Source organism: Paenibacillus sp. OK076, from assembly GCF_900110055.1.
In the GTDB taxonomy this organism is placed as follows: domain Bacteria; phylum Bacillota; class Bacilli; order Paenibacillales; family Paenibacillaceae; genus Paenibacillus.
Map to the genome: position 1 here is coordinate 483,288 of NZ_FOCH01000001.1, position 26,201 is coordinate 509,488.

Consider the following 26,201-nt stretch of genomic DNA (forward strand, 5'->3'; position numbering starts at 1 on the left):
AATGCAGTTTTATTTCTTCGTTTTTAATTTATTTGGACATGAGGGGTTGTTATTTAAATTACCCTTTTTTGCAGCAAATCATACGGAGATATGAACGAAATAAAAGAAGGTTCCCTTCCGGATCAATGGAGGGGAACCTTCTTTGTGCATGTCTTTAAGAGATGAAACGCCTTCGTAGAACGACTAGAAGGGGTCATAGAGCTGCTAGAATGGGATTCGGGTACCTGACAGCGAAGTTGCCCCAATTCCGGCTGTGAAGCGCTCCTTGGGTGCCGATGTGACTTCCGCTGTAGCCGGGAACAATAAATCATGGACAGCCTGGGCACAACACGTTGGATCATAGGTGTTTCTGTTACCTGGATTGTGAACTGATTTCAGCTGGCTTTCAGCTTGATGCGGTGCGTAGACCTGCTCACACAAATGTCTGAAGCGATCCGCAATAACGTCAGCAGAGTGAATGACCTGCCCGTATCCGGCTTGTACAAAATATTCACAGTTCTCTTCTTCCTGTCCCGGCAATGGAGGTACGAATAACATCGGCAGGCCTTTAGCCAATGCTTCCGTACAAGTCATGCCACCTGGCTTCGTGATGAGCACATCCGATACGTCCATCAGTTTGCTAACCTCGCGGGTATACCCTAGAATGCGTATATTTGGATGCTGGAAGCAGGACATTTCCTTCAGCTTGGCAATCATTTTCTCATTGCTTCCCAGACAGAACAGCAGCTGCACCCGATCCGCCCATGACGTGAGGGCTTTCATATGCTCTTCATCAAAAGAAAGTCCCCATCCGCCACCCATCAGCAGAGCTGTAGGCATGTTCTGAAGCCCCATTTCCTGTCTGAGGCTCACTTTGTCTCCGGCTTCCCAGAAATCAGGATGCACAGGAATGCCTGTGATTTGAATGCGTGAAGGCTCAACACCCCTGATTTCAAGCAGAGCCTTTACCTGTGGCGTGGATACTAAATATTTGTTGACCTCGGGATTAATCCACGTTGCATGCACATCGTAGTCTGTGACGAGTGTATATAGTGGAATATTAAGTCCCTGACGTTTCAGTCGTGAGATGACCGCATTCGGAAATGGATGGGTGCAGATCACGGCATCGGGTTTCAATTGGGATACGACTTGAGCCGTCTGTGTATAGAAAATCCGGTGCAAGGCCAGTTTGGTAAATCCGTTTAGCGATTTGTTGTATTGCGTCCGGTACAGCAGACTGACCAGCTTGGGCTGAACGGTTAGTGTCTTGCGGTATGCGGACAGAATAAGCGGAGCCATGGTTGGATTTAAAAATTTGCCCAGCTCAATAACCCGGCTATGCACATGTGGACTGACTTTCTTAATGCCGCTTGCGAGCGCGTGGGCGGCCTGGGTGTGACCGGTGCCGAAACCTTCGGATAACAAGAGCACTCTTGGTTTTCGCATGAGTTCACCTTTATTCATCAATTTAAATTTAACATTCATAGTCATACCGCACGTTGCATTACTACATGAATATACAGCGAAGCGGAAAATCATGTTCATTCGTTACATATTTACACTATAGTTAATGTTCTGATACATCGAAACTTCGTCTTTATCCGTGTTATTGGAGTCATCATACACTATAGACGACGATAGAAGCAGTTTCCACTGCATTTCGGTTAAAAAAATTTAACACAAATTTTTAATGTTAGGGTTGCAATCTGATGATGAGAGTGGTATTCTTGGTTTTGACCGAATGACCGAATTGTATTTTTGGTCATTTAAAGAGGACGATCAACGAATACGAGGAGGGATATGATGGCTCCGATTGACAGGAGACAGCAGGTCATTCATGCAGCCGCGCAGTCTTTTGCCATGTTTGGATACAAGGCAACCACGATGGATCAGGTAGCGAAGATTGCGAATGTTGGCAAGGGAACGATCTACACGTTCTTTACGAATAAGGAACAATTGTTTGATCAGATTTTGGTGGAAGTCATCCAGGAAATGAAAAATATTGCTCATCGTGAAGTTCATCAGGAAAGTGCTTTTTTTGATAATCTGTTTCGTGTGCTTGATTCATTGCTGGAGTTTCGCCGTGATCACGATTTGCTGGTTAAATTGTCCCAGGAGCTTAAGGATTTTGGAACTCTTCAGGCTAAAGAAGGTTTGGAGAAAGTGGAGAAAGTCATCTCCGATTTTCTGGCACGGGAGCTTGAGAAGGCAAGAGACAACGGAGAGATTCGGGATTGTGATCCACAGGTAGTAGCCTTTATGATGATTCGTTTGTACATCGCCCTCACCTCAGATTGGAGCAAGCAACACGAGCCGCTGAGCAAAGAGGAAATCAAGAATTACTTTCGCCTTTTCTTAATGGAAGGAATTGCTGCTGCAACGTAGCCCGAATTTATTCTACTATAATATGGGTTAGTCTTGCGTATTGCAGGCAGTGAGGCTTGTCGAGAGACAGGTTTGTTTTTTTGCTCTAAAGTGACCGTTTGAGGAAAGTGGTCACTTCGTGTTTCGGTAATTTTCCGGAACACATCAATTAATTTCATTATGGTTATTCTGCTTGGAAAGCAGAGAGAACAAGGGGAGAAAATGACATGAAATCTTTATCCGTGTTTTTCAAGGATGTGGGATCGGCCGTGAGAAACCCGAAGGTGTTGATCCCCGTTATTGCAATTTTGTTTATTCCGATTCTATATAGTGGTATCTATTTGGCGGCCTACTGGGACCCATATGGTCATGTCGATGAAATGCCGGTCGCGGTTGTTAACCTTGATAAAGGTGCCGAGCTGGAAGGCAAATCACTACATGTCGGTAGTGACCTCGTGGATGAACTGAAGAAGAATGCAGATTTTAAATGGGACTTTGTCAGTGCCAGCCAAGCCAAAGAAGGCATGGAAAACGACAAGTATTATATGCAAATCACGATCCCGGAAAACTTTTCATCCCAGGCAACCACGTTGCTTGATGATAAGCCACAGCCGGCTGATCTGATCTACGAACCGAATGGTAATTACAGCTTCGTGGGTGCGCAGATTGGCAAGACGGCCATCAAAGATCTGAAAGCTAAGGTTTCGGCCAAAGTAACGGAATCCTATGCGGAGACCCTGCTCGACAAGTTCTCCGAAGTATCGGATGGATTGGCTGAAGCTGGCGATGGCGCAGGAGACTTGAATACGGGCGCAGGCAAGCTGGATGACGGGGCGGTGAAGCTCAAGGATAATCTGGCGAAGCTGGCGTCCGGTACATTGGAACTTCAGGATGGCTTGTCTCCATTAAGTGATGGTGTCAATGCACTGCACACGGGTGCTACCAAACTTGAAAGTGGTACATCGAATCTGGTATCCGGTTTGCAGCAGCTTCAAACAGCCGCAACAAGCCAGCTTCAGAGCGGTGCAGATCAGTTGAAGGACGGCAGTGCCAAGCTGGAAACTGGACTGAAGTCTTCCGTAGACGGAGCAGGCAAGCTGCAAGCAGGTCTGCAATCGTCTGAGCAGGGCAGTGCGAAGCTGTCCGAGGGTCTGCAAAGTGCAGTGCAAGGCAGCGGCACTTTGGCCACTGGCCTGCAATCGGCAGTAGACGGCAGCAGCAAGGTTGCTGACGGTGCTCAGGGCGTTGCTGACGGGTTGAAGCAGCTTGCTGCATCCAACCCTGAGCTGGCAGCCAGTGAGGACGTACAGAAGCTGCTGGCAGCCAGTGCAGCAGTTGCCGAAGGCAGTAAGCAACTGCATGAGAGCGAACAGAAGCTTGCGCAGGGTGCAGATCAATTACACCAGGGCAATCAGCAACTTGCAGCGGGAGCGTCCGAGCTGCATGGAGGCCAAGAGCAGCTTCTGGCAGGTGCGAAACAGTTGGTGGATGGTCAGCAGCAATTGCTGGCGGGCGCTGGACAGCTTAGCCAAGGCGGAGCAAAGCTCTCCGATGGTCTGAAGCAGTTTAGCGGCAAGCTGGGCGAGGCTGCAAATGGCGGTACATTGCTGGCAGATGGAGCCAAGCAATTGGGTTCGGGAACCACAGCTCTGCAAACGGGTGTAGGTAAACTGAGCGGTGGCGTGAGTTCACTAACGGACGGCTCCAAACAACTCGGTGACGGTGCAGGCAAGCTGGCAGATGGTTTAACTGAGCTGAAAGACGGCTCAAGCGAACTGGCTACCAAGCTGAATGATGCAGCTCAGAAAACGTCAGAAGTCAAGAAAACGGACGATGTGGTGAATATGTTCGCTGAACCTGTGAATACATCCGAGAACACAACAGAGAACGTGAGCAATTACGGCACAGGGTTGACGCCGTTCTTCCTGTCCATCGGTTTGTTTGTTGGATCACTGATTTCAACGATTGTTTTGAAAATGCGGGAAACTTCCGTACCGGGCGCAACGGGTTGGAATCGTTTTGTCAGCCGTACACTCGTATTCGGCTTTGTAAGCATTATCCAATCCGTAATCGTGGCAAGCTTCATGCTGTATGGTCTTGGACTGGAAACACACAGCGTACCGCTGTTCTATCTGTTTACGATCTTTACGGGACTAACCTTTATGTTTATTGTTCAGGCTCTTGTAACTTGGCTTGACTTGCCAGGACGTTACGTTGTCATCCTGTTATTGGTCTTCCAGCTTGCAGCAAGTGCGGGAACCTTCCCGGTAGAGCTGATTCCGTCGTGGCTTCAGGCATTTAGCCCTTGGCTGCCAATGACGCACAGCATCATGGGCTTCAAAGCAGTTGTATCCAGTGGCAATTTCGATGTGATGTGGCATCAGGTCGGCATTTTGGCAATCTATGCAGGTATATCTGTGCTGCTGACCTTGGCTTTCTTCCTTTGGAACGGCAGACGTCGTAAAAAAGAAGTCGAAGTGGCTGAATCCGGTCAAGTGGTGACGGCATAAGCCGAATTGAACCGGAATAGGACAGAATAGTGAAAATAAACTTTGAACTCAAGTATCAAAATTATGCAATATAGTAGTCAAATAGTGCAAAGAGTCTGCGACCCAAAAATGGGTTGCAGACTCTTTTTGTATACAAATGCATAGGGATGAAGATAGTCGCTGGAGCAAGGTATAAGAATTTAGCTCAACTATGGTTAAACGCAGGCCACATATGGAATGATTTTCTTTTGTCAGCAATTAAAATTAGTTGTACTCTGACATAAAGTGTGTATAATTATTCGAAAAAGAGATGAATTTTAACGTCAGTACACTAAAGCTGTACTGCAAAACATTTCTTATCAGAGGTATTAAAAAGTTTAAATTGCGCTGATGTTAGGTCGGTGTTAAAATAATAGAACTATATCAAAAAACGTCGCTCCATATCAGCGACCGTGCCAGCGGTTGCGTGTTGTTATACCAAGCTGATTGCCGGCGATCTGGATCAGCTCATCTCATGGTTGGCCTCTGCCGCAATAGCAGCACTTGTAAGATTGACAGCATTTATTGCTGTCGCCCTCGTTCATCTAGCGGCGATTATTCATATTGAAAATGCCCGCTCCTCCCGTTTCATTGTTGCTTGTTGCCTATGTTCTTGATCTTTCCGAAATACTTCATTATAGAAAGGTTGCGTTCCATGAGACACATCGGATTACCTCCTAAACAGGGTCTGTACGACCCACAGTTCGAAAAAGACGCATGCGGAATGGGTTTTGTTGCCAACATCAAAGGAGTACCTTCACACGACATCGTTAGTCAGGCACTAACCATGCTCAGTAACATGGAACACCGCGGAGGACAGGGCAGTGAGCCGAATTCCGGTGACGGAGCCGGTATCTTGATCCAGATTCCACATCGCTATTTTGCTCAGGAAGCGGACCGTCTTGGTTTTGCGTTGCCTGAACAGGGCTTCTACGGTGTAGGGATGTTGTTCCTTTCACAAGATCCTGTCATTCGAAGCGCGCATGAAGAGAGCCTTAAGAAGATCATTGAAGAAGAAGGCCAGACATTCCTTGGTTTCCGTGATGTGCCTACGTTTGATGAGATGCTGGGACGTTCTGCGCTTGCAGCGAAGCCTTATGTACGTCAGGTGTTCATTGGAAGATCGGCAGAAGTTAAGGATGAATTAGGATTTGAACGGAAGCTGTACGTCATTCGCAGACGTGCGGAGCTGGCTATTCGGTATTCGGCGGAGGAAGCAGAGGGTGGTTCATTCTACCTGCCAAGCTTGTCCTGCCGCAAAATCGTCTACAAAGGCATGCTGACAACGGAACAGGTGGGACAGTTCTATCTGGATCTACAGGAAGAGCTCGTGGAATCAGCGATTGCGCTTGTTCACTCCCGTTTCAGTACGAATACATTCCCAAGCTGGGAACGTGCTCACCCGTATCGCTTCATGATCCACAACGGTGAGATCAATACGATGCGTGGTAACGTGAACTGGATGCATGCCCGGCAGTCACTGTTTGAGAGTGAATTGTTCGGTAACGACATCTCGAAAGTAAAACCGGTTATCAACCCGGATGGTTCGGATACAGCGATGTTTGATAACACGCTGGAGTTCCTGTATTTGAGCGGACGTTCATTACCACACGTGGCCATGATGATGGTACCTGAGCCTTGGAGTACAGATGAGGGCATGGATCCTGCCAAAAAGGCATTCTATGAATATCACAGCACGATGATGGAACCGTGGGACGGACCGGCAGCAATGGCCTTTACCGACGGTTTGCAGATTGGTGCAACTCTTGACCGTAATGGTCTGCGTCCTGCACGTTACTATGTAACGAAAGACGACCGTATTATTTTGTCCTCCGAGGTAGGGGTACTTGATATCGCTCCTGAAGAAATTCTATATAAAGATCGTCTGCGTCCTGGACGTATGCTGCTTGTCGATACAGAACAAGGCCGTATCATTGCAGATGAGGAAGTGAAAGCTCTCATTGCGGCCGAGAATCCGTATCAGGATTGGCTCGATGAGCATCTGATGGATCTGAATGAGCTGCCGGATGCACCGGAACTGCCTGATCCAAAACATGATAACGTCACCCAGCTTCAGCTGGCCTATGGATATACATTTGAAGAATTGCGCAAAGTGTTGGAGCCAATGGCTTCAACAGGTATGGAGGCTACAGGCTCCATGGGCTATGATGCACCGCTGGCAGTTCTGTCGGATCGTCCGCAGCGTCTGTATAACTATTTTAAGCAGATGTTTGCACAAGTTACCAATCCACCGATCGATGCGATTCGTGAAGAGATTGTAACGTCTACGGCAACAACGATCGGACCTGAGCGTAACCTGCTGAATCCTGAACCGGAGAGCTGTCGTCAGATTCGTTTGGATACACCGGTACTTTCTAATGAGGATTTTGCGAAGATTCGCCACGTTCGTCGTCCGGGCTTCCGTTCCATGACGATTCCGATCTTCTTTACTGCCAAAGAGGGCGCAGAAGGACTTCGCAAAGCGATGGAACTGCTCTTTGAAGCTGCGGACCGTGTCATTGACAAAGGTCATAACATTTTGATCCTGTCTGACCGTGGTGTGGACGCCGAGAATGCCGCTATTCCAGCATTGCTGGCTGTAGCAGGTTTGCATCACCATCTGATTCGTAAAGGAACCAGAACCAAAGTCAGCATTTTGCTGGAGTCGGCTGAGCCGCGTGATATTCATCACTATGCCTTGCTGCTTGGTTACGGCGTAAGTGCCGTGAACCCTTATCTGGCGTTTGAAACGCTGGATGACATGATTCAGCAAGGGCTGCTGCGTGGCATCTCACATGAGAAAGCCGTGAAGAATTACATCAAAGCCGCTACCAAGGGCGTTATTAAAATATTGTCCAAAATGGGAATCTCGACAATTCAATCCTATCGCGGAGCTCAAATTTTCGAAGCGGTGGGTCTGAAATCAGATTTCGTTGATCGTTACTTTACCTGGACGCCTTCCCGAATTGGCGGGATTGGTCTGGAAGAAGTGGCTGCCGAAGCATTGACTCATCACAACCGTGCCTTTACGGACAAAGATGGCAATGACAAAGTACTGGATTCCGGCGGGGAATACCAATGGCGTAACGACGGTGAAGAGCATCTGTTCAATCCACAGACGATCCATACGCTGCAGCATGCAGTACGTACGGGCGATTACAAACTGTATAAAAAGTATTCCAAACTCGTGCAAGGTGAAAATGATCAGTTGCTGACCATTCGCTCCATGCTGAAACTGAAACCGGTCGGTCCTGCGATTCCATTGGAAGAAGTGGAATCCGTGGAAGACATTATGCGCCGTTTCAAAACAGGGGCAATGTCCTTCGGTTCAATCAGCAAAGAGGCACACGAAGATCTCGCCATTGCAATGAACCGTGTTGGTGGTAAATCCAATACTGGTGAAGGCGGGGAAGATCCGGCTCGCTTCATTAAAGATAGCAACGGTGATTCTCGTCGCAGTGCGATCAAACAGGTGGCTTCTGGACGGTTTGGTGTAACATCCAACTATTTGGTTAATGCCGACGAGATTCAGATTAAGATGGCACAGGGAGCAAAACCGGGTGAAGGCGGACAGCTGCCTGGACGTAAGGTATACCCTTGGGTTGCTGAGGTTCGTGGATCAACACCAGGTGTAGGTCTGATCTCTCCGCCACCGCATCATGATATCTACTCGATTGAGGATCTGGCTGAGTTGATCTATGACTTGAAAAATGCCAATCCACGTGCAGAGATTAACGTTAAATTGGTATCCGAAGTCGGCGTTGGAACGATTGCGGCGGGCGTAGCCAAAGGTCGTGCCGATATTATCCTCGTCAGCGGTTATGACGGTGGTACAGGTGCATCTCCGCAAGGCTCGATTCGCCACGCGGGAATGCCTTGGGAGTTGGGTCTTGCAGAGACACATCAAACGTTGATGCTGAACAATCTGCGTGACCGTGTTGTTCTGGAAACTGACGGCAAAATGCTGAATGGCCGTGACTTGGCTATCGCTGCTTTGCTGGGAGCTGAGGAGTATGGATTCTCGACAGCACCACTCGTTGCACTCGGCTGCATCATGATGCGTGTCTGCCAGATGGATACATGTCCGGTAGGTGTAGCGACACAAAACCCTGAATTGCGTAAAAATTATACAGGAGATCCTGCTCATGTCGTCAACTTCATGCGTTTTGTTGCTGAAGATGTCCGCGAAATCATGGCAGATCTTGGCTTCCGTACGATTCAGGAAATGGTTGGTCGTACCGATTGCCTCGAAACGGTAGAGGCTGTAGACCACTGGAAGAAAAAAGGTGTAGATCTGTCCGTATTGCTGCATGTGCCTGAAATGCCAGAAGGCTCTGCACGTTACCGTACACAGCATCAAAATCACCAATTGGAAGAGACGCTGGATATGCAGCAGTTGCTGCCATTGGCACAACCTGCGATCGAATCCGGTCAACCGGTTGAAGCGGTGCTTCCAATTACTAACGTAAACCGTGCAGTAGGTACCATTTTGGGCAGCGAAATTACGCGCAAATATGGAATTGCAGGATTGCCTGAAGATACGGTTCAGTTCAAATTTGTCGGCTCTGCTGGACAAAGCTTTGGGGCCTTTGTACCTAAAGGCATGACATTGACCGTTGAAGGGGACTCCAATGACTATGTAGGTAAAGGATTGTCCGGAGGTAAACTGATCGTCATGCCTTCACCAAAAGCCACATTTGATGCCGAAGATAATATCATCATTGGTAACACCGCTCTATATGGGGCAACCAGTGGTGAAGCCTATATTCGTGGTATCGCCGGGGAGCGGTTTGCTGTACGGAACTCCGGTGCCAAAGTGGTTGTTGAAGGTGTAGGTGACCATGGTTGTGAGTACATGACGGGTGGACGTGTCGTCGTTCTGGGTGATACAGGTCGTAACTTTGCAGCCGGGATGTCCGGCGGTATCGCTTATGTGTATGATCCAAAAGGCACATTCCTGCAACGTTGTAATCTGGAAATGGTACTTTTGGAGCGTATCGAAGATGTCTCTGAGAGTGCAGATCTGCGAGGCATGATTCAACGTCATGTTGCAAATACAGGTAGTGCGGCTGGACAGCGCATTCTGGATAACTGGCAGCAATCTGTAGATCAATTTGTTCGGGTTATTCCGAAGGACTTCAAACGAATGACCGAGCAAATCGAACGGATTCAGGCAACAGGCCTCACCGGAGAGGCCGCTTTGCTGGCTGCTTTTGAAGCCAACATGCGTGAACTTGCACGTACAGGCGGTTAATCCATTCCTGTTCGATTGCATGAACCGGTTGTATTAAGAATAATAGGAGCTTTACGGCGGCCAATGCGGCGCTGTAGAGCTCCTATTTGGTTTTCGACAAAATTAGAACCCGCACAAAAAACGCTATCGCCATGAGACGACAACATTGAAGAACTTTCTCAAGTATAATAAGGCTAGTTTTGGAGGGCAGGGAAAGTATAAAGATAAGAGAGGTTAGCGGAATGAATATGAAGCATCCAAACAGGGGCGATCGTAAGCCGAAAGGTAAACCAGTCGAAGCAACCCAGATGGACATCATGAAAGTTTTACTGCAATGCGGAATCGACCCGGAGCGTTGGAACCATTTCGTATCCTCCGACAACAACAAGCGGGCTTGACAACACATCGACAAGCATCGAATAGATGGAGGGAAATCAAATCAAGACATAAAAAAGCCCAGAAACCGGAGCGTGATATTCCTCGGTGCTGGGTCTTCTTTGCGGATTTAATCCATACTGCGTTCCATACGGACAAAAGCAATAAAACGACGTGCCTCTTCTTCTGTTAAGGGTTTGCCATCAATCATCAGACCGAAGCGCTCCAACACTTCCTTATCCGATAATTCAAGGGCGTCCACGAATTCCCTTACGTCCTCATCCATCACGACATCGCTTTGTTTCGTCCGTCCAATGAGATAATCAATGGATACGCCAAAGATGTCAGCAAGTCTCGTTAACACTTCGAAATCCGGTTTGCGTCGGTTCTTCTCGTAGTGGGAGAGAGCAGCTCTTGTAATATGAATGGAGCTCGCAAGTTCTTCTTGAGTAAGTCCCCGCTGTTCCCTTAATTCAGCAATGCGATTTCCGTAGCTCATATGCTATTTCCCCCTGAACGCCATCAAATATATATTGAAACAATCCTGAGCCAAATGTTTGATCAGGGCAGCTTTCCTGCATCATCGTAACGCCTTAGTAGTCCTAGTTGTATATAGGTCTGTCTAAGGACATCTCATATTGTCGTAAATCAAAAGAACCATGTCCAAATACTGCTTGACATGATACAAATTGTATCGTAAATTGGACGTATGGAGTTACAAAATGTATCATTTGGGATATTTTAAGTATGACCACGTTGCCTAGCCAATATACCTGTGAGAAGGAGTATAGGCAACCTTGCAAGCTAATCCATTCTAAAGGAATGAAGCCATGAATTCAATGATTCAGGAATGGGCGGATCTCAAATTAAATGTCCATATGTACATTCAGGAGTTTCATGGCAAATGGGTGGACCGCAAAAGACGCCCCGTTCTGTTGCTTGGTATGGACACACGAGCGATCACCTTCCTGAGCGACCTGGACTTGCCGATATCACCAGAGATGCTGATTGGTTTGGATGTAGAAGATAGCCATGTATGTGTGCGACTCCACGCAAAGTTGCAATGGAAACAGCCTTTCGGTGAGCTCACATTGTATCATTCAAACTTGCATATTCAGCAAGAGCAGACACTATATATAACGGGACAGTTAAATACAATGATTCGAGAAGTTCAGTTTCCGACTGTTTCCCGGTTTCAGTATGAGAAGGCATCGGAACCACCTAACTTGCAGGAAACCTATCATTACATTGATTTTACCATATGAAATGAACACATTCTAAACATATTCTGAACAAGCATGTACTTAACGCCATTTTACTATATTTCATAGCGTTATGCATTAGTTCTTTAACACCAAAAGCATTTGCGCAATGAATAAAGGGGCGAGGGGGATCATACATTGAGGAAGTTTGGATATGGTTGAAATGCACTGCCACATTTTATCCGGTCTGGATGATGGCCCTGTCCATATGGAACAGTCCATTGCGATGGCTGAGAAAGCGGCAGCCTCAGGCATTACCTCGATCATTGCTACTCCGCATCACCTGAACGGGCAGTACAACAATAAACCCAACGTGGTCAATCAGGCAGTGGACCTGCTACATGCAGAACTTCGCAAACGCAACATTCGCTTGGAGATCCGTCCCGGACAGGAGATCAGGGTGCATGACAACCTGATTGGAGACTTATATGCAGGAAAGTGCTGCACACTCGCCGGGAGCCGATACATGTTGCTGGAATTGCCCTTTGGTCATATCCCCTCGCAGTTCCCCGGGATACTCCAAGAACTTAAGTTGGCGGGTATCATTCCTATTATTGCTCATCCCGAACGAAATCGTCCAATCCAGAACAATCCCGATTTGTTGGTTGAATATGTTGAGCAAGGTGCTCTATGTCAAATCACGGCTCAATCGGTCTTGGGGCTTTTCGGAAGAAAAGTTCAGAAATGGTGTTTCCATTTTTGCAAAGAAAACGGATTTCATTTCATTTCATCAGACGCCCATAATATGGAAGAAAGAACATTCTCAATGAAAGCCGCATATCACCTGCTTGAACGCCGATTTGGAAGTCGTCTAGTTCAAACTTTGCAAAATAATGCGTGCTCGGTATGGAACAATTATCAAATCATAGAGCCGGAAGAACCCGTAATGATGAAGCGTAGATTGTTGTTCTGGTAACCAGCTAAGAGGAAACGATCTTCATCATAATTTGCTGACTTAAATGGGAGGAATACGAGATGGAGCTAAAAGAGTATATGCAAATTTTACGCAAACGTTTTTGGATCATCATTGCCTTCGTTGCGGTTGCTTGTATTGGGGCAGGTGTTAAAAATTATTTTTTGACTGTACCTATTTACGAGGCGAATGCCAAATTAATCGTGAACCAGGCATATAATGCTCAAGGTGTACCGAGCCTCGATATTAGTTCAATTCAAACCAACATTAAAGTGATTAATTCGTATATTGAAATAATCAAATCTTCGGCAATCCTCGATAAAGTAGCAGCTACATACCCCGATCTTGGCATGAACGGTAATGAATTGGGACGAAGCCTAAGGGTAACCACCGCGAATGAATCCCAGGTTATGAGTTTGACCGCCACCGGTTTATCTTCTGAAAAAGCGGCAAAAACGGTAAATGCCGTTGCCAAAGTGTTTAAATCCCAAATTCCCTTAATTATGAAAGTGGATAATGTAACCATTCTGAGTGAAGCCAAACCTACGGACTCCTCTGGACCTATCAATATAAATCCCGTTATGAACATCCTGATCAGTTTCTTTGTCGGACTTCTACTATCTATAGGGTTTATATTCCTGTTGGAATACCTGGACGATACTTTGAAAACAGAGGATGAACTAGAGAAGGAACTGGGTATACCTGCACTAGCTGTCATCTCCAGAATCCGAAAAGAAGACGCCCGTTTTTCCAAGCAGACAACCATATCTCAAAAACAGGTAGGTGATGGCCAGTATGCCACGGTTAACCAATGATAAAGGGAGCCTTGTAACCATGGCTAATCCCAAGTCTACGTCATCTGAGGCGTATCGAAAGTTGAGAACCAACATCCAATTCTCATCGATTGATAGTCAGATTCAAACGATCATGATTGCTTCGGCGTTGTCCGGTGAAGGAAAAACGACAACGATAGGTAATTTGGCAGTTACCTATGCGCAAGAGGGAAAAAAGGTTTTGCTTATGGATACGGACTTACGTAAACCTGCGGTGCATCGCATGTTTAATGTTCCTAACCATGTGGGGCTGACGAGTGTATTATCCAGCCAATATAAAGTTACGGAAGTACTTCGGGAAACCGGAGTGGAAGGGCTGCATGTTCTGTCTTCCGGCCCTATACCTCCTAATCCTTCAGAGATGATTGGATCTCGTAAAATGACGGCCTTGCTCCAGGATTTGAAGGAAGAATACGATGTGATTTTATTTGATACACCTCCTGTTCTGGCAGTTACCGATGCTTTAATTATTAGTTCATTGTGTGATGGGGTCATTCTTGTCGTAAGTGCAGGCAAGGTGAAGAGGGATCTGGTTAGAAAGGCAAAAGCCCACCTTGAACATGTGAATGCACGTATCCTCGGAGCAGTTTTGAACAATGTACAGGTGCCCAAGAGCCGGAATGCGTACTATGGGGAAAATGTGTAACAAATGCACACATTTGATCCATAAATAATGTCATCAAGGTGATGTCTACTATACCTTTATCAAGGTAGGCACTCGGTCACACTGTGGGTAGTGTACCTTAGACGTATATCGTCAAGGGTGTGATGTGAGGTTGGGTTTAATGCCCTTTTATGAAATTAAAAGTAAGAATTGCATCAATTTATTTCATGGTTTCATGGATTTAAATGATCCAACTCATGCTTTTAAACATAAAAAAATAATAATGGATAGGGTGGTATTTATGACTAAAGTGAGGAAAGCAATCATTCCCGCAGCAGGCTTGGGGACCCGATTTTTACCCGCTACAAAGGCAATGCCTAAAGAAATGCTCCCTATTGTGGATAAACCGACCATTCAATACATCGTTGAAGAAGCTGTAGCTTCCGGGATTGAGGACATTATTATTGTAACGGGCAAGGGAAAACGTGCGATTGAAGATCATTTTGACAGCGCGTTTGAACTGGAGCAGAATTTGCTCGAAAAAGGAAAGCTCAGCTTACTGGAAGAAGTCCGGAAGTCCTCCAACGTTGATATTCATTACATAAGGCAGAAGGAAGCGCTGGGACTCGGGCATGCAGTCTGGTGTGCTCGAAATTTTATTGGTAATGAACCGTTTGCTGTATTACTTGGCGATGATATTGTGGTTTCGGATGTGCCGTGCACGAAGCAACTCATTCAGCAATATGAGAAGGTCAACCAGTCTGTACTCGGAGTAAAAACAGTAAGTCCAAGTGAAACTTACCGCTATGGAATTATTGATCCCCTGCATACAGAGGGACGTTTATCTTCTGTGAACAGCATGGTTGAAAAGCCACCTTTGGGTACAGCACCTTCCAATTTGGCTATTATGGGCCGTTACATTTTGACACCGAAAGTATTTGAGTATCTGGAAGAACAAAATGTGGGTGCGGGTGGTGAGATTCAGCTCACGGATGCGCTGCAAATGCTGAATCGGGATGAAGGAATCAGTGCTTATGACTTTGAAGGCTCCCGGTTTGACGTGGGTGAGAAGCTGGGCTATATCCTGACGACACTTGATTTTGCCCTCAAAAATAAAGAATTGCGTGCGCCGGTTCTAATGGCGATCGAAGAGATTCTGATGAAGGAACAATTGAACCAAATGCTTGTAGCAGGAGGGGATAGTCTGTGAAACTTTCAAGACCGGAATACTTTGGGAGTGGAGAAGCCCTGGCCAAGGATGGCACTTCGGCAGTATTGGAACAGCCTTACTCCCAGCGTGTTGGCGGATATGCTGACGTAATAAAACCGTTTATTGATTTTATTATTGCGGCTGTGCTGTTGCTGATTACATCACCGGTCATGCTTGTTGCAGCGCTTATGATTAAGCTTGATTCCAAAGGACCTGTAATATTCAGACAAGAACGTTACGGGAAAAACGGAGTTAAATTTAGTATTTATAAATTCAGAACGATGCGTACAGATGCGCCCAAATATGGCGTATCTCCAACGACAAGCGATGATCCGAGAATTACACGGCTGGGTAGATTACTTCGTAAAACGAGCCTGGATGAGCTGCCACAATTGCTGAATATTATCAAGGGTGACATGAGCTTCATAGGTCCCAGACCTGAAATGAAGCGAATCGTAGAAGAAAGCTACACGGATCTGGAGCGCAGACGGTTTCTGGTGAAACCAGGAATTACTGGGTTATGGCAAGTAAGTGATGTTCGCAAAGAGCCGATTCACCACAATCTGCAATATGATTTTCACTACATCTCTAACGTTTCCTTAAAGATGGATATCATTATCATTTTTAAAACCATTGGCGTTATGATTAAAAGTAATACATTTTAACCTACTCATTAGATAATATGGAGTGTGATCGCATTGAAACATGTTGTAGTGACGGGAGCGGCCGGTTTCCTAGGCTCACATCTAGTCAAATCATTAATTGATCAGGGACATCAGGTTACCGGAATAGATAACCTTTCAACAGGCGTTTCTAAAAATCTGCAAGAGGTGGCTAACAGCCCCCTCTTTTTTTTCTTTGAAGCTGATGTAACGCTGCCCGACTCACTGGATTTTCTGGTAGATCAGCCAGTAGATGAAGTCTATCATCTGGCCTCACCTGCTTCACCCAAATTCTATCAGGCGGATTCGATCGGAACGATCTGGGTGAACACTCGAGGAACCTATCATTTGTTGGAGCTCGCCCGTACCAAAGGAGCCAAGTTCCTGTATTCGAGTACGAGCGAAGCTTATGGAGATCCCGAGGTTCATCCACAGCCTGAGAGTTATCGAGGTAACGTGAACACTTGGGGACCAAGAGCCTGTTATGATGAGGCCAAGCGTTTGGGCGAAGTGTTTTGTTATGAATACTACACGAAACACAGTGTTCCCGTGAAGGTAGCGCGTATTTTCAATACGTATTCCTCAGGACTCCGAAACGATGATGGTCGTGTCATTTCCAACTTTGTAACACAGGCACTGACAGGACAGGATATTACAGTATACGGGGACGGATCACAGACTCGCTCATTCTGTTATGTGGATGATAACATTCGAGGACTACAGCAGCTGATGGCTGTAGATAGAGCGAATGGGGAAATCATCAACATTGGTAATCCCACAGAATATAGCGTACTTGAAGTTGCTCGTTTGGTTAAAGAGCTTACGCAATCAGACAGCAATCTTGTTTTTTTACCTTTGCCAGAAGATGACCCTAAGGTTAGACGTCCGGTCATTGACAAGGCTCGAGAAATTTTAAATTGGGAACCGGAGATTGGCTTGGAAGAAGGATTAAAACTTACGATCGATCATTACCGGGCGATGCTGCAGGAAACCTCATGAAGCTGATAAAGTGAGTTGAGAAGAATGGAAAAAGTATTAATTGCTCACAGCTTGTATCCACCCCATATTATTGGAGGCGCGGAGATATCAACACAAATTCTGGCGCAGACGATGAATCGTCATTATGAGGTCAAAGTCATTACTGTAGGTGGGCACGAGAAAAGGGAAATACGTACAGAGATGATTAACGGGGTTGAAGTCTCGCGGCTGCCTTATAACAATCGGTACTGGATCGGAGATACTGTACAAGAAACGTCCGCAGCCAATAAGATGATGTGGAGAGTCCAGGATATTTTTAATATCAGGCAATATCGATACATCAAGGCATTTCTAACCAGAATACAACCTGCTATTATTCATACCCAGAATATCCCTGGTCTGAGCCTGGCGATCTGGAAGGCTGCACATGAGTTGAATATTCCGGTTGTGCATACCCTACGTGATTTTTCATTAATTGACCCGATCAAAATTTCTGCCTACTCCAGGTTATATAGGCAAATATCAAGAAGATCCAGCCGAATGATATCTTCGGTCATTGGTATATCCAATCATATCCTTGGGAGTCATACAACGCTTGGTTTCTTCGAACAATCCTCCAAACATGTCATTCATAACATTGTAGAGGAGAACAACAATGTCCAGCAGTTGTATGCACAGAAAGAGATTCACCATCATCAGCCATTGAATATCGGTTATTTTGGGCAATTAACGGAAGTAAAGGGTGTTCAATATCTAATTGATGCGGTAAAAAGTCTTGGACGGGATATTGTGGGCAACCTGCATATTTTTGGGGATGGTCCACTGCTGCACCATTTGAAACAGTTAGCAGGGTCCGAATCACGCATTATTTTCAGAGGGAAACTGGATAAATCTCAGATTGCCTTACAGATGAAAGAGATGGATCTCACCGTTGTTCCCTCCACTTGGGCTGAACCTTTTGGAAGAGTTGTGATCGAATCGTATCAGGTAGGCACGCCTGTGTATGCTTCTCGTGTTGGAGGCATGCCAGAGATTCTGGTTGAACCGGGGAAATTTTCATTTCCTGCCTACAATTCAGAGGCTATTGCTCAAGGAATTCTTCAATATTATCATTTACCCGAACAGGATAAGGTTCAATTGAAACAACAGTGTTATGCGCATAGCCAGACTTTTAATGAAGCCTATCTTCTTAAAGAACATATCAATATATACGATAAGTTAATCAGGCGTGGAGGGTAAAATGCAAATTACTTCCTTGAATGCCAGACCCCATTCGTATGTTTATGTGAAGCCAGAATCACATTATTCACTATTCAATACAACCGTCTATATATTGCTGATCTATTTATCCATCTATGGTTTGGTCTCTATTTATGTCGATAACATCATCATTCGTTCACTAAAGGACGTAGGCATGGTGTTGGTCGCGATCTTTGCTTTAGGGAAAGTATACCGAAGCCAGACTTTATTCATTAGGCCTTTTCTATTCATATTGGGTTCAGTTATTGCACTAGGTGCGTTAAATCTGTTACTGGGTGCGAGTGTTGTAACACTTATATACGGGATTAAAATCACATTTTTACCGTTAATTATGATGTTTACCGGGATGCTCATCTCACAATGTCAAGGCATTTATGCGTTTGCCAGAACAAACCTGATTATATTTATTTTATTAATTGTTGGTTGGCTGGTTCAGTACTCACTTGGGATTGAAAAGTTGATTTCGCTTGGTTTTATCTATGGAGTGAACATTAAAAACTATTTAGAAGGTGTACCTCGCCTGTCATCTATAACCTATTCACCTGACGGATATGCGTATGCTTTGCTTATAACAGGCTTGATTGCAGAACGAACTAAAATGGCATTGAAACATCGTTTTTTTCGAGTAATCATTCAATTACTGACAATCAGCTTCTTGCTATTGTCGACCATTCGATCAGCACTGTTACTATGGTTTGTATATCAAATCATTATGTTCTTTCTCCAGATTCGAAAATATAGCAAAAAAAACACACTGCTAATTGGCGTTACTTTCATGCTGCTCCCAGCAGCTGTGTTCTTCGGGAGCAGAATGCTTGAATCTAAAAATTTGCTTTCCAGTTCTTCCTTATTGGATCGGTTACAGACATGGGGGAACAGTCTTACTTCTCCGTTTACGATGAATGGAGTAATTGGCAATGGCATTGGTTCGGTAGGGGCGGCAAGCCGGAGAACGTATATGATCGGTGTGAACTCTAGCAATTTTGCGGTAGACAATCAGTATTTTTCCTTATACGAGCAGACAGGTTGGATCGGAATCATTTATTTTGTCGTTTTAATTATGTGGATTGTTGTCTCTCTTGTCAAGAAAATGAATACGTCAACTGACTCGAGCCCTTTGCGTCTGCCTCAGATGGCACTTGCACTTGGCGCGGGAGTGGCAGCTGCAAGTCTTACAACGAATGTACTTGAGTTGTTTCCTGCCAACGTTTTCTTCTGGATGCTCATTGGCATGGCTATTGTTCAGTCTCGTAATTCAGGGGAAATATCACAGAAAGTGGGGTGAGAAGATTGAGGATTTTACACATCGGCGAATACGTCGTTGGTGGAATGGCGACCTATCTTAATGAAGTTGTTGGATACCAACGTGAATTTTTCGATGTTTATCTGCTGATGAGTGACTATAATTCGGCTTCTGATTTTGATTTGGAGCCAGATCACATTCTGCGTTATAAGTATACACGTCACCCCAAATACTTTTTCGCGGCCATGAGACAAATTCATCAAGCCATTAAGTCTATTCAACCAGATATTATTCATATTCATAGCTCATTTGCGGGTATCCTCGCAAGGGGCTTATTTTTTATTTTTCCACAAAAAGCTAGCGTTTTTTATTGTTCCCATGGCTGGGCTTTTCTAATGGACACCAAACCATTGTACAGAAAAGGTTATTTTTTAATAGAAAAGCTTATGGAATATAAAACGGATGTCATTGTTAATATTTCCAAGTATGAACTGGAACAATCTTTACGTTTGGGTTTATCCGCTTCTAAGTCCAAACTTGTCTATAACGGTATACGTGAACGCGAAGCTAGTGACTTTATTCCCTTAAACAAATCTTCAGAGGAGACGGATATCATTCAGTTGTTATTCGTGGGCAGGTATGACCGACAAAAAGGGCTTGATATTGTACTGGATATGTTTAAAAAACATCCGGAATTGCAGCAGCACATTCGCTTGTATGTTATCGGAGACACCGTACTTGAAGACAAGGTATGGGAATTTCCCGAAAACATTATTCGTCTTGGCTGGGTGAACAATGCGGAAATCGATCGATATTATCAGCAATGTGATGCGGTCATCATGCCATCCAGATGGGAAGGTTTTGGACTTGTTGCTATCGAGGCTATGAAGAATCGGAAACCCGTTATCGGAAGTAGTCGCGGAGCTTTACCGGAACTCATTCAGCATGGTGAAAGTGGATATATTTTTGATATTGAACATTCTCATGAACTGTTGAACATCCTGAAGAACCTAGATAAGGCTGAATTGGTAGCAATGGGTGAGGCAGGTTATGCCATCTATAAGGATAAATTTAACGCTTCTCGGATGAACGAAGAAATTGTGGGGCTCTATTATGAGGCGTTTACAGGAGCTTCTGTTCAGGAAATACCCGTGACGAGTCGCTTAGAATTTTCGAAGAGAGCTGGAGATGCACATGATTAAAATATATATTAATGCTCGTTTTTTGACCCAGACCATAACCGGAGTTCAGCGATATGCACTGGAGCTTGTAAAAGAAATGGATCAATTGATTGATCGGGGTGAAATTGACGGAAACCGTTATGAATTTTGCTTATTATCTCCCTCCAATATAATTAACGAACCAGCATTCAAGCATATACGCCACAAAGCGGTTGGTAAGTTGAAAGGACATCTTTGGGAGCAACTTGAACTTCCCTTTTATGCCAAGGGAGGATTGTTAATCAACCTGTGTAACACGGGTCCGGCTTTTAACAAAAATCAGATTGTAACCATCCATGATGCTGCTGTCTTCAATTACCCGAAGGCTTTTTCTTTTGCTTTCCGTGCCTGGTACAAATTTTTGATGGTTCGACTGGGGAAAACATCCAAGAAGATTATTACTGTATCTCACTTCTCCAAAGGAGAACTGATGCAGCACTGTAAAATAGCGGAGCACAAGCTCGTGGTCACTCATCTGGGTATTGATCACATTCATCGAAAAAAGGCGGCTGCAGGAACGATCGAAAAATATGGTATTCAATCACCTTATGTCTTGGCTGTGAGTACGATGAATCCCTATAAAAACTTCAACTTGATTTTTGAAGTATTACCTGAGATCGAAGCTCACAATCTGAACGTTGTTATTGTTGGTTCTAAAAACAGTAAAGTTTTTGGTGAACAGACATGGGCCAAATCCGATGCTGTTAATTGGGTGGGCTATGTTACAGATGAGGAATTAAAGGCGCTTTACGAGGATGCGGCTGGGTTTATATTTCCTTCCTTGTATGAAGGCTTCGGCTTGCCACCTTTGGAAGCAATGGCGTCAGGTTGCCCCGTTATTGTATCTTCTCGTGCATCCATTCCAGAAGTATGTGGAGATGCTGTTTTGTATTTTAATCCGGACAGTCCGAAAGAAGCAGCTTCACAATTGATTGAAATTACATCCAATCCGGAATTAAGCAAGCAAATGTCTTATAAAGGAAAAGATCACTCGGGTCTGTTTTCCTGGAACAAATGTGCTAAAGACACGGTGAACATCATTATGAACACGATGTAGATACTCTTTCGATAAGACCTCTCAAGGGAGATAAAATGTATGAATAAGGTTTTTGTTGCTATTGATTTCCCCCCGGAAAAAGGAGGGATTCATGATTATGCTTATGGACTTATATCTCAGATTCCGGCAGAAGAGACCACGGTTCTAACGAATAAAATAAAGGATGTTGCAGCCTCCGAACAATTTGACCAGAAGGCCGATTTCGAGATTATCCGGAAGCGAATCTTTTGGAATTCCAATAAGCTCCTGCTCATCGTATCGCAGCTTATCCTAGTCTTCCAGCTTATTATTCTGAAATGGCGCAAAAAGGCGGACGAAATACATTTTGTTAACATATTTCCAGTAGGCATCGCTGGCCCGTTGATGAAAACATTTTTTGGAGTGAAATATTTCCCTTATGTTCACGGTCTGGATGTTATGGGGATGGTGAAGAGCAAGTTATTCCCACTCCTGTTGTTCATTTTGAGGCGGTCTGACAAGGTGATTGCCAATAGCCAGTATACGAAGTCAAAGTTGGTTGAGCTCGGTATTCCAGAGCTGCAAATTGTCATTATCCCACCAGGATTAAACGTAAGCAAATTAAACGCTAATTCTGGACTTCATGAAGATATCCGGGATAAATATAATCTGCATGATAACAAAGTGATGATAACCGTCTCTCGTTTGGTGGAGCGCAAGGGACATGATGTTACTCTTAAAGCGATTAGTCATGTGATCGAGCGGATTCCTAATCTGAAATATCTAATATGTGGAGAGGGTCCACACAGAGGGGAACTGGAACGTTTGGTGAGGCAGTACGGATTAGATTCTGTAGTTGTTTTCACAGGCGGCATTACTGACCATGAGCTGCATCAATTATATGAATGTTCTGATTTATTCATCATGCCTAGCCGCGATATTAAGGAAAAAGGTGATGTAGAAGGCTTCGGAATCGTATTCCTTGAAGCCAATTACTACAGATTACCTGTGATTGCGGGCAATAGTGGTGGAATTCCTGACGCAGTAAAGGACGAGATAACCGGTTATCTGGTGAATCCTCTGGATGAAAAGGAAATCGCCAATCGTATCGAAGAATTGATTACAGATGAAGGACTGGCCAGAACGATGGGAAATAACGGTTATGACTGGGTCACTAATCATTGCTTATGGTCGCATCGCGGACAGCTGTTGAAGCAATTAGCCTAAAATAAAAACTGATATTTGGGGTGAGATCATGAGGGCTTCAGTATCCATTTGTACACACAACAGAGCAATAGACACGATGCAGGCTGTTGAAAGTGTTTTGAATGGGGACACGGGTAGTGCTGATTACGAGATACTGGTTATTGATAATAATTCAACTGATAATACCAAAGAATTATTCGACTCTCTTAACATGCCAGCGCATGTTCGCTATATTTTCGAGCCTCAATTAGGATTATCCTATGCAAGAAATAGAGCGATACAGGAAGCGAAGGGGGAGTTTATTTTATTCCTGGATGATGACGCACTAGCGTGTTCTACATGGATTAAAGAAGTCGTTAGAATTTTTGATATGGATTCCCAAATTGGTTGTGTTGGTGGAAAAATAGTACCTATCTGGGAGGGGGGAAAGCCTGATTGGATACCACATGATATCGTTAGTCTGTATACGCTGATGGATTTTTCGAGCGATATTGTGGAAATGCAGGCACCTTCTATTCCTTTTGGAGCTAATGTAGCTTTCAGGATGAGTATTTTTCAGCAGATTAAACCATTTAGAGAAGATTTGGGACGTGTAGGTAGCAATTTAATGTCAAGTGAAGAAAGTGAGCTAATTGGCCGAGTTCGTCAAGAGTATAAAGTTTTTTACAGTCCATACGCTATTGTAGAGCACAAAATAGCAAAAAGTAGGTTAACTAAACGTTGGTTACTGCGAAGAGTTTATTGGCAAGGCATTAGTGATGCAACACGTTATAAGAAGAGTGGATGGGGAATATTCAAGCATACTGTAAGGATTATTCAGGCGGCATTATTAATATTAATCTCATTTAATAATGTCCAAAAGGTCATGAGTGAAATGGCAAAGATATCTTATCGTAACGGAACGATCGTAGGGTCTTTCCGGAACAGCAGAGGACTGAACACCTGATGAACATGGCAATTGCCAAAAAGCCAAGACAGCATAGCATGGTGCAGACCATTTTTATGACCAGTGTTGCCAATATTCTTATTATGGCTGTGACAACGCTCACTTCTATTATTACAGCTCGAATGTTCGGGGCAACGGGTAAAGGTGAACTTGCTGCTGTATTGTTCTGGCCCGCCTTTATATCTGGCCTAGCTGCATTTGGTCTGCCAACCTCGTTAATCTACAATGTGAAAAAGAACATCAATCAATTACCCACATACATCAGCATGAGTTTTGCAGTTCAAATTCCTATCAGCTTGATCGCTGGGATTGTAAGTTGGTTTGGCATCTCTTTCTGGCTCTCCGGGTATTCGGAATCGGTCGTTTCCATTGCTCGCTGGTATACCGTATCCATGGTTCCTGTAATGCTGTTTATGGGAGTGCTTGCAGCCGCCGCCCAAGGAACGGATAAATTCCATATTTATAATCTATCCAGGCTGTTTGCTCCCTTATTTAATCTTGTTGGTCTGGTTTTCCTGTGGATAACAGGCATATTGACGGTGGAAAGAGCAATTATTGTTAGTTTTGCAGCGAATATACTTGTATTGATCTGTTACATGTATGCCATGCGGCAGCAAATATTCAGTTCAGTAAGCAAGCTGGCAGGCCAATTTAGAACCTGTGTTCACCTATTCAGTTATGGCATTCGAGTATACGGTGTGGAACTGCTTGGTACTTTGTATAACCAGTTCGATAAAATTATTATTTTAGCTTTGCTTACACCCAAAGATTTTGGGTTGTATTCGGTTGTTTTTGCCCTCTCACGTATGTTTAACGTAGTTCAGACTGCGATAACGAATGTGATCTTTCCGAAGGTCGCAGGCATGGAGCAGCAGAAGGTGCTGACTCTAGTAGGCAGAGCCTTCCGCATCAGTATGGTTCTTATGACGATCATCATCATACCTAGTATGCTGATTGGTCGTTTTTTTATTGGAATACTGTTCGGACCGGAATTTCTTGAAGCTAGCGGTGTGTTTTATTTGTTATCTCTGGAATGCATTGTTGGCGGAGGGTCCTGGATTCTGGCTTCGGCATTCAATGCATTGGGCAGACCTGGTGTAATTGTACTCCGGCAAATTGTAGCATTGGCTGTCACCATTACTTTATTTTTTGTGCTCACTCCACTTCTGGGCTTATACGGAATAGGGTTGGCATTATTGCTTGGTTCCTTTGTTCGCATATTGATGTCATTGGCATCAGTATCCATTATTTTCAAAATGTCTATGCATAAGATGTTGTACAACAAGGAAGATATTACGTTTCTAAAGGAAAGATTGAGAGAGAAAAATATACTTAAAGGAGCCGGAAAAGATGTCAAACGTGCAAACGATTCATCCCATGGATGAGTTGAAAAAACGGCTTGAATCCATACTGGATGTCATACCTTCTAATTCCAAAATTTATTACATTGATTATCCTGTTCATAGTAATTGTGGAGATCTTCTTATTATGAAAGGAACAGAGACTTTTTTTAAAGATCATCGTATTCACGTCACCCATAGATACAGTGTTTATGATTTTGATTATCAGATTGAAATACCGCGAGATCAAATTATTGTACTTCATGGTGGCGGGAATTTTGGCGATTTATACGAAGCCCATCAAAAATTGAGAGAAAATATTGTCCAGCATTATCCCAATCATAAGATTGTGATTCTTCCTCAAACGATATTTTATAAGGATCAGTCTGCTCTTCATAGAACCGCTGCTATTTTTAATAAACATCCAGATCTCCATATATATGTACGGGATGAGACTTCGTTCCAAATTGCTTCCCATAATTTTACCAACTGTCAGGTAGCATTAATTCCTGATATGGCACATCAATTATGGCCAATTGATGTGAAACATTCCCCACGTAAAGAGAAGCTGAATTTTTTTAGAACAGATATTGAACAAATCTCTCAACAATCTTTGATTTCATCAGAACAGAAGGGTGACTACTTAGATTGGCCAACATTATATAACAGATATGAAAAGAAATTTATTTATTACATCAGTAAAGGATTGAAAAAGCGGGCGTCACGAGCCATTTCACAGTTTTTATGGATGAAATATAGTGATTATCTGGTGAACAAGGCTATTCGTTGTTTCGCAGACTATCGCATGATTCATTCTTCCAGATTACATGGACACATCTTATCTTGCCTTATGGCAAAACCCAATGTGCTAATTGATAACTCCTACGGGAAAAACTCGGGATATTATAGCATCTGGACTCATGAAGTTAACACGGCAAACATGGATTCCTCTTCAAAAGCCGGTTCTCCACCTGCGCCTAACTATATGGAAACAACCGCAACAGTATAAAAAATCCGGGTCCAATGTATG

Annotated in this window: 21 protein-coding genes; 19 read left to right on the plus strand and 2 right to left on the minus strand. The window is 44.3% G+C overall.

All coding sequences use genetic code 11. The features are described 5' to 3' along the window. Positions 1–204 precede the first annotated feature (204 nt). The gene (locus BMY78_RS02045) at positions 205–1,425 is read right to left on the minus strand and encodes an MGDG synthase family glycosyltransferase (protein WP_090901907.1); all 1,221 of its coding nucleotides are present in this window, start codon (positions 1,423–1,425) and stop codon (positions 205–207) included. A 357-nt stretch (positions 1,426–1,782) separates the two neighbouring features. On the opposite strand from BMY78_RS02045, the gene BMY78_RS02050 reads away from it, so the two are divergent. The 4 genes from BMY78_RS02050 (at position 1,783) to BMY78_RS32710 (ending at position 10,502) form a co-directional block, all read left to right on the plus strand. After that, entirely contained in the window at positions 1,783–2,364 is a 582-nt protein-coding gene (locus tag BMY78_RS02050) for a TetR/AcrR family transcriptional regulator (protein WP_090894209.1), read from the plus strand. 206 nt (positions 2,365–2,570) lie between these two features. Further along, positions 2,571–4,853 (plus strand): YhgE/Pip family protein, encoded by a 2,283-nt coding sequence (locus tag BMY78_RS02055; protein WP_090894211.1) that lies wholly within the window; start codon positions 2,571–2,573, stop codon positions 4,851–4,853. A gap of 673 nt (positions 4,854–5,526) precedes the next feature. After that, complete coding sequence (gltB, locus tag BMY78_RS02060) at positions 5,527–10,125, plus strand: glutamate synthase large subunit (protein ID WP_090894214.1); 4,599 nt, start codon at positions 5,527–5,529, stop codon at positions 10,123–10,125. Positions 10,126–10,346: 221 nt separating this feature from the next. Next, positions 10,347–10,502 carry a hypothetical protein gene (locus BMY78_RS32710; protein WP_161634243.1) on the plus strand — a complete coding sequence of 52 codons (156 nt, stop codon included), beginning with the start codon at positions 10,347–10,349 and terminating at the stop codon, positions 10,500–10,502. A 107-nt stretch (positions 10,503–10,609) separates the two neighbouring features. Here BMY78_RS32710 and BMY78_RS02065 read toward each other — a convergent pair whose 3' ends face one another. Then, on the minus strand, positions 10,610–10,978 hold the full coding sequence (locus BMY78_RS02065) for a helix-turn-helix domain-containing protein (protein WP_024632898.1): 369 nt from the start codon (positions 10,976–10,978) through the stop codon (positions 10,610–10,612). A gap of 331 nt (positions 10,979–11,309) precedes the next feature. Between BMY78_RS02065 and BMY78_RS02070 the strand changes: the two genes are divergently transcribed. The 15 genes from BMY78_RS02070 to BMY78_RS02140 all read left to right on the plus strand — a co-directional run bounded on the left by BMY78_RS02070 (position 11,310) and on the right by BMY78_RS02140 (position 26,180). Further along, on the plus strand, positions 11,310–11,744 hold the full coding sequence (locus BMY78_RS02070) for a hypothetical protein (protein WP_090894216.1): 435 nt from the start codon (positions 11,310–11,312) through the stop codon (positions 11,742–11,744). 151 nt (positions 11,745–11,895) lie between these two features. Then, on the plus strand, positions 11,896–12,657 hold the full coding sequence (locus tag BMY78_RS02075; protein WP_090894218.1) for a tyrosine-protein phosphatase: 762 nt from the start codon (positions 11,896–11,898) through the stop codon (positions 12,655–12,657). A 59-nt stretch (positions 12,658–12,716) separates the two neighbouring features. Then, positions 12,717–13,469, plus strand: a complete 753-nt coding sequence (locus BMY78_RS02080; protein ID WP_090894219.1) for a YveK family protein — start codon at positions 12,717–12,719, stop codon at positions 13,467–13,469. Continuing rightward, positions 13,450–14,133: a CpsD/CapB family tyrosine-protein kinase gene (locus BMY78_RS02085; protein WP_090894221.1), complete on the plus strand. Its 684-nt coding sequence runs from the start codon at positions 13,450–13,452 to the stop codon at positions 14,131–14,133. Before BMY78_RS02080 ends, BMY78_RS02085 begins: the two co-directional genes overlap by 20 nt. A 259-nt stretch (positions 14,134–14,392) precedes the next feature. Next, positions 14,393–15,301, plus strand: a complete 909-nt coding sequence (gene galU, locus BMY78_RS02090; RefSeq protein ID WP_079695397.1) for a UTP--glucose-1-phosphate uridylyltransferase GalU — start codon at positions 14,393–14,395, stop codon at positions 15,299–15,301. Then, positions 15,298–15,966 (plus strand): sugar transferase, encoded by a 669-nt coding sequence (locus BMY78_RS02095; RefSeq protein ID WP_218152266.1) that lies wholly within the window; start codon positions 15,298–15,300, stop codon positions 15,964–15,966. The genes galU and BMY78_RS02095 overlap by 4 nt, the downstream gene beginning before the upstream one ends. Before the next feature lie 33 nt (positions 15,967–15,999). Continuing rightward, positions 16,000–16,962 carry an SDR family NAD(P)-dependent oxidoreductase gene (locus BMY78_RS02100; protein ID WP_090894225.1) on the plus strand — a complete coding sequence of 321 codons (963 nt, stop codon included), beginning with the start codon at positions 16,000–16,002 and terminating at the stop codon, positions 16,960–16,962. Positions 16,963–16,986: 24 nt separating this feature from the next. Beyond that, the gene (locus BMY78_RS02105; protein ID WP_090894227.1) at positions 16,987–18,180 is read left to right on the plus strand and encodes a glycosyltransferase family 4 protein; all 1,194 of its coding nucleotides are present in this window, start codon (positions 16,987–16,989) and stop codon (positions 18,178–18,180) included. Between the two features lies 1 nt (position 18,181). Further along, the gene (locus BMY78_RS02110; protein WP_090894230.1) at positions 18,182–19,486 is read left to right on the plus strand and encodes a hypothetical protein; all 1,305 of its coding nucleotides are present in this window, start codon (positions 18,182–18,184) and stop codon (positions 19,484–19,486) included. A gap of 5 nt (positions 19,487–19,491) precedes the next feature. Further along, positions 19,492–20,646, plus strand: coding sequence for a glycosyltransferase (locus BMY78_RS02115; protein WP_256221919.1), 1,155 nt, complete (start codon positions 19,492–19,494; stop codon positions 20,644–20,646). After that, positions 20,639–21,721, plus strand: a complete 1,083-nt coding sequence (locus tag BMY78_RS02120) for a glycosyltransferase family 4 protein (RefSeq protein WP_090901916.1) — start codon at positions 20,639–20,641, stop codon at positions 21,719–21,721. The genes BMY78_RS02115 and BMY78_RS02120 overlap by 8 nt, the downstream gene beginning before the upstream one ends. Before the next feature lie 39 nt (positions 21,722–21,760). Next, positions 21,761–22,906, plus strand: a complete 1,146-nt coding sequence (locus BMY78_RS02125; protein WP_090894232.1) for a glycosyltransferase family 4 protein — start codon at positions 21,761–21,763, stop codon at positions 22,904–22,906. Positions 22,907–22,934: 28 nt separating this feature from the next. Next, positions 22,935–23,831, plus strand: coding sequence for a glycosyltransferase (locus BMY78_RS02130; protein ID WP_090894233.1), 897 nt, complete (start codon positions 22,935–22,937; stop codon positions 23,829–23,831). After that, a complete protein-coding gene (locus tag BMY78_RS02135; protein ID WP_090894236.1) occupies positions 23,831–25,216 on the plus strand; it encodes a lipopolysaccharide biosynthesis protein in 1,386 nt (461 codons plus the stop codon). The genes BMY78_RS02130 and BMY78_RS02135 overlap by 1 nt, the downstream gene beginning before the upstream one ends. After that, on the plus strand, positions 25,182–26,180 hold the full coding sequence (locus BMY78_RS02140; protein WP_090894239.1) for a polysaccharide pyruvyl transferase family protein: 999 nt from the start codon (positions 25,182–25,184) through the stop codon (positions 26,178–26,180). Before BMY78_RS02135 ends, BMY78_RS02140 begins: the two co-directional genes overlap by 35 nt. The last annotated feature ends 21 nt before the right edge of the window (positions 26,181–26,201 follow it).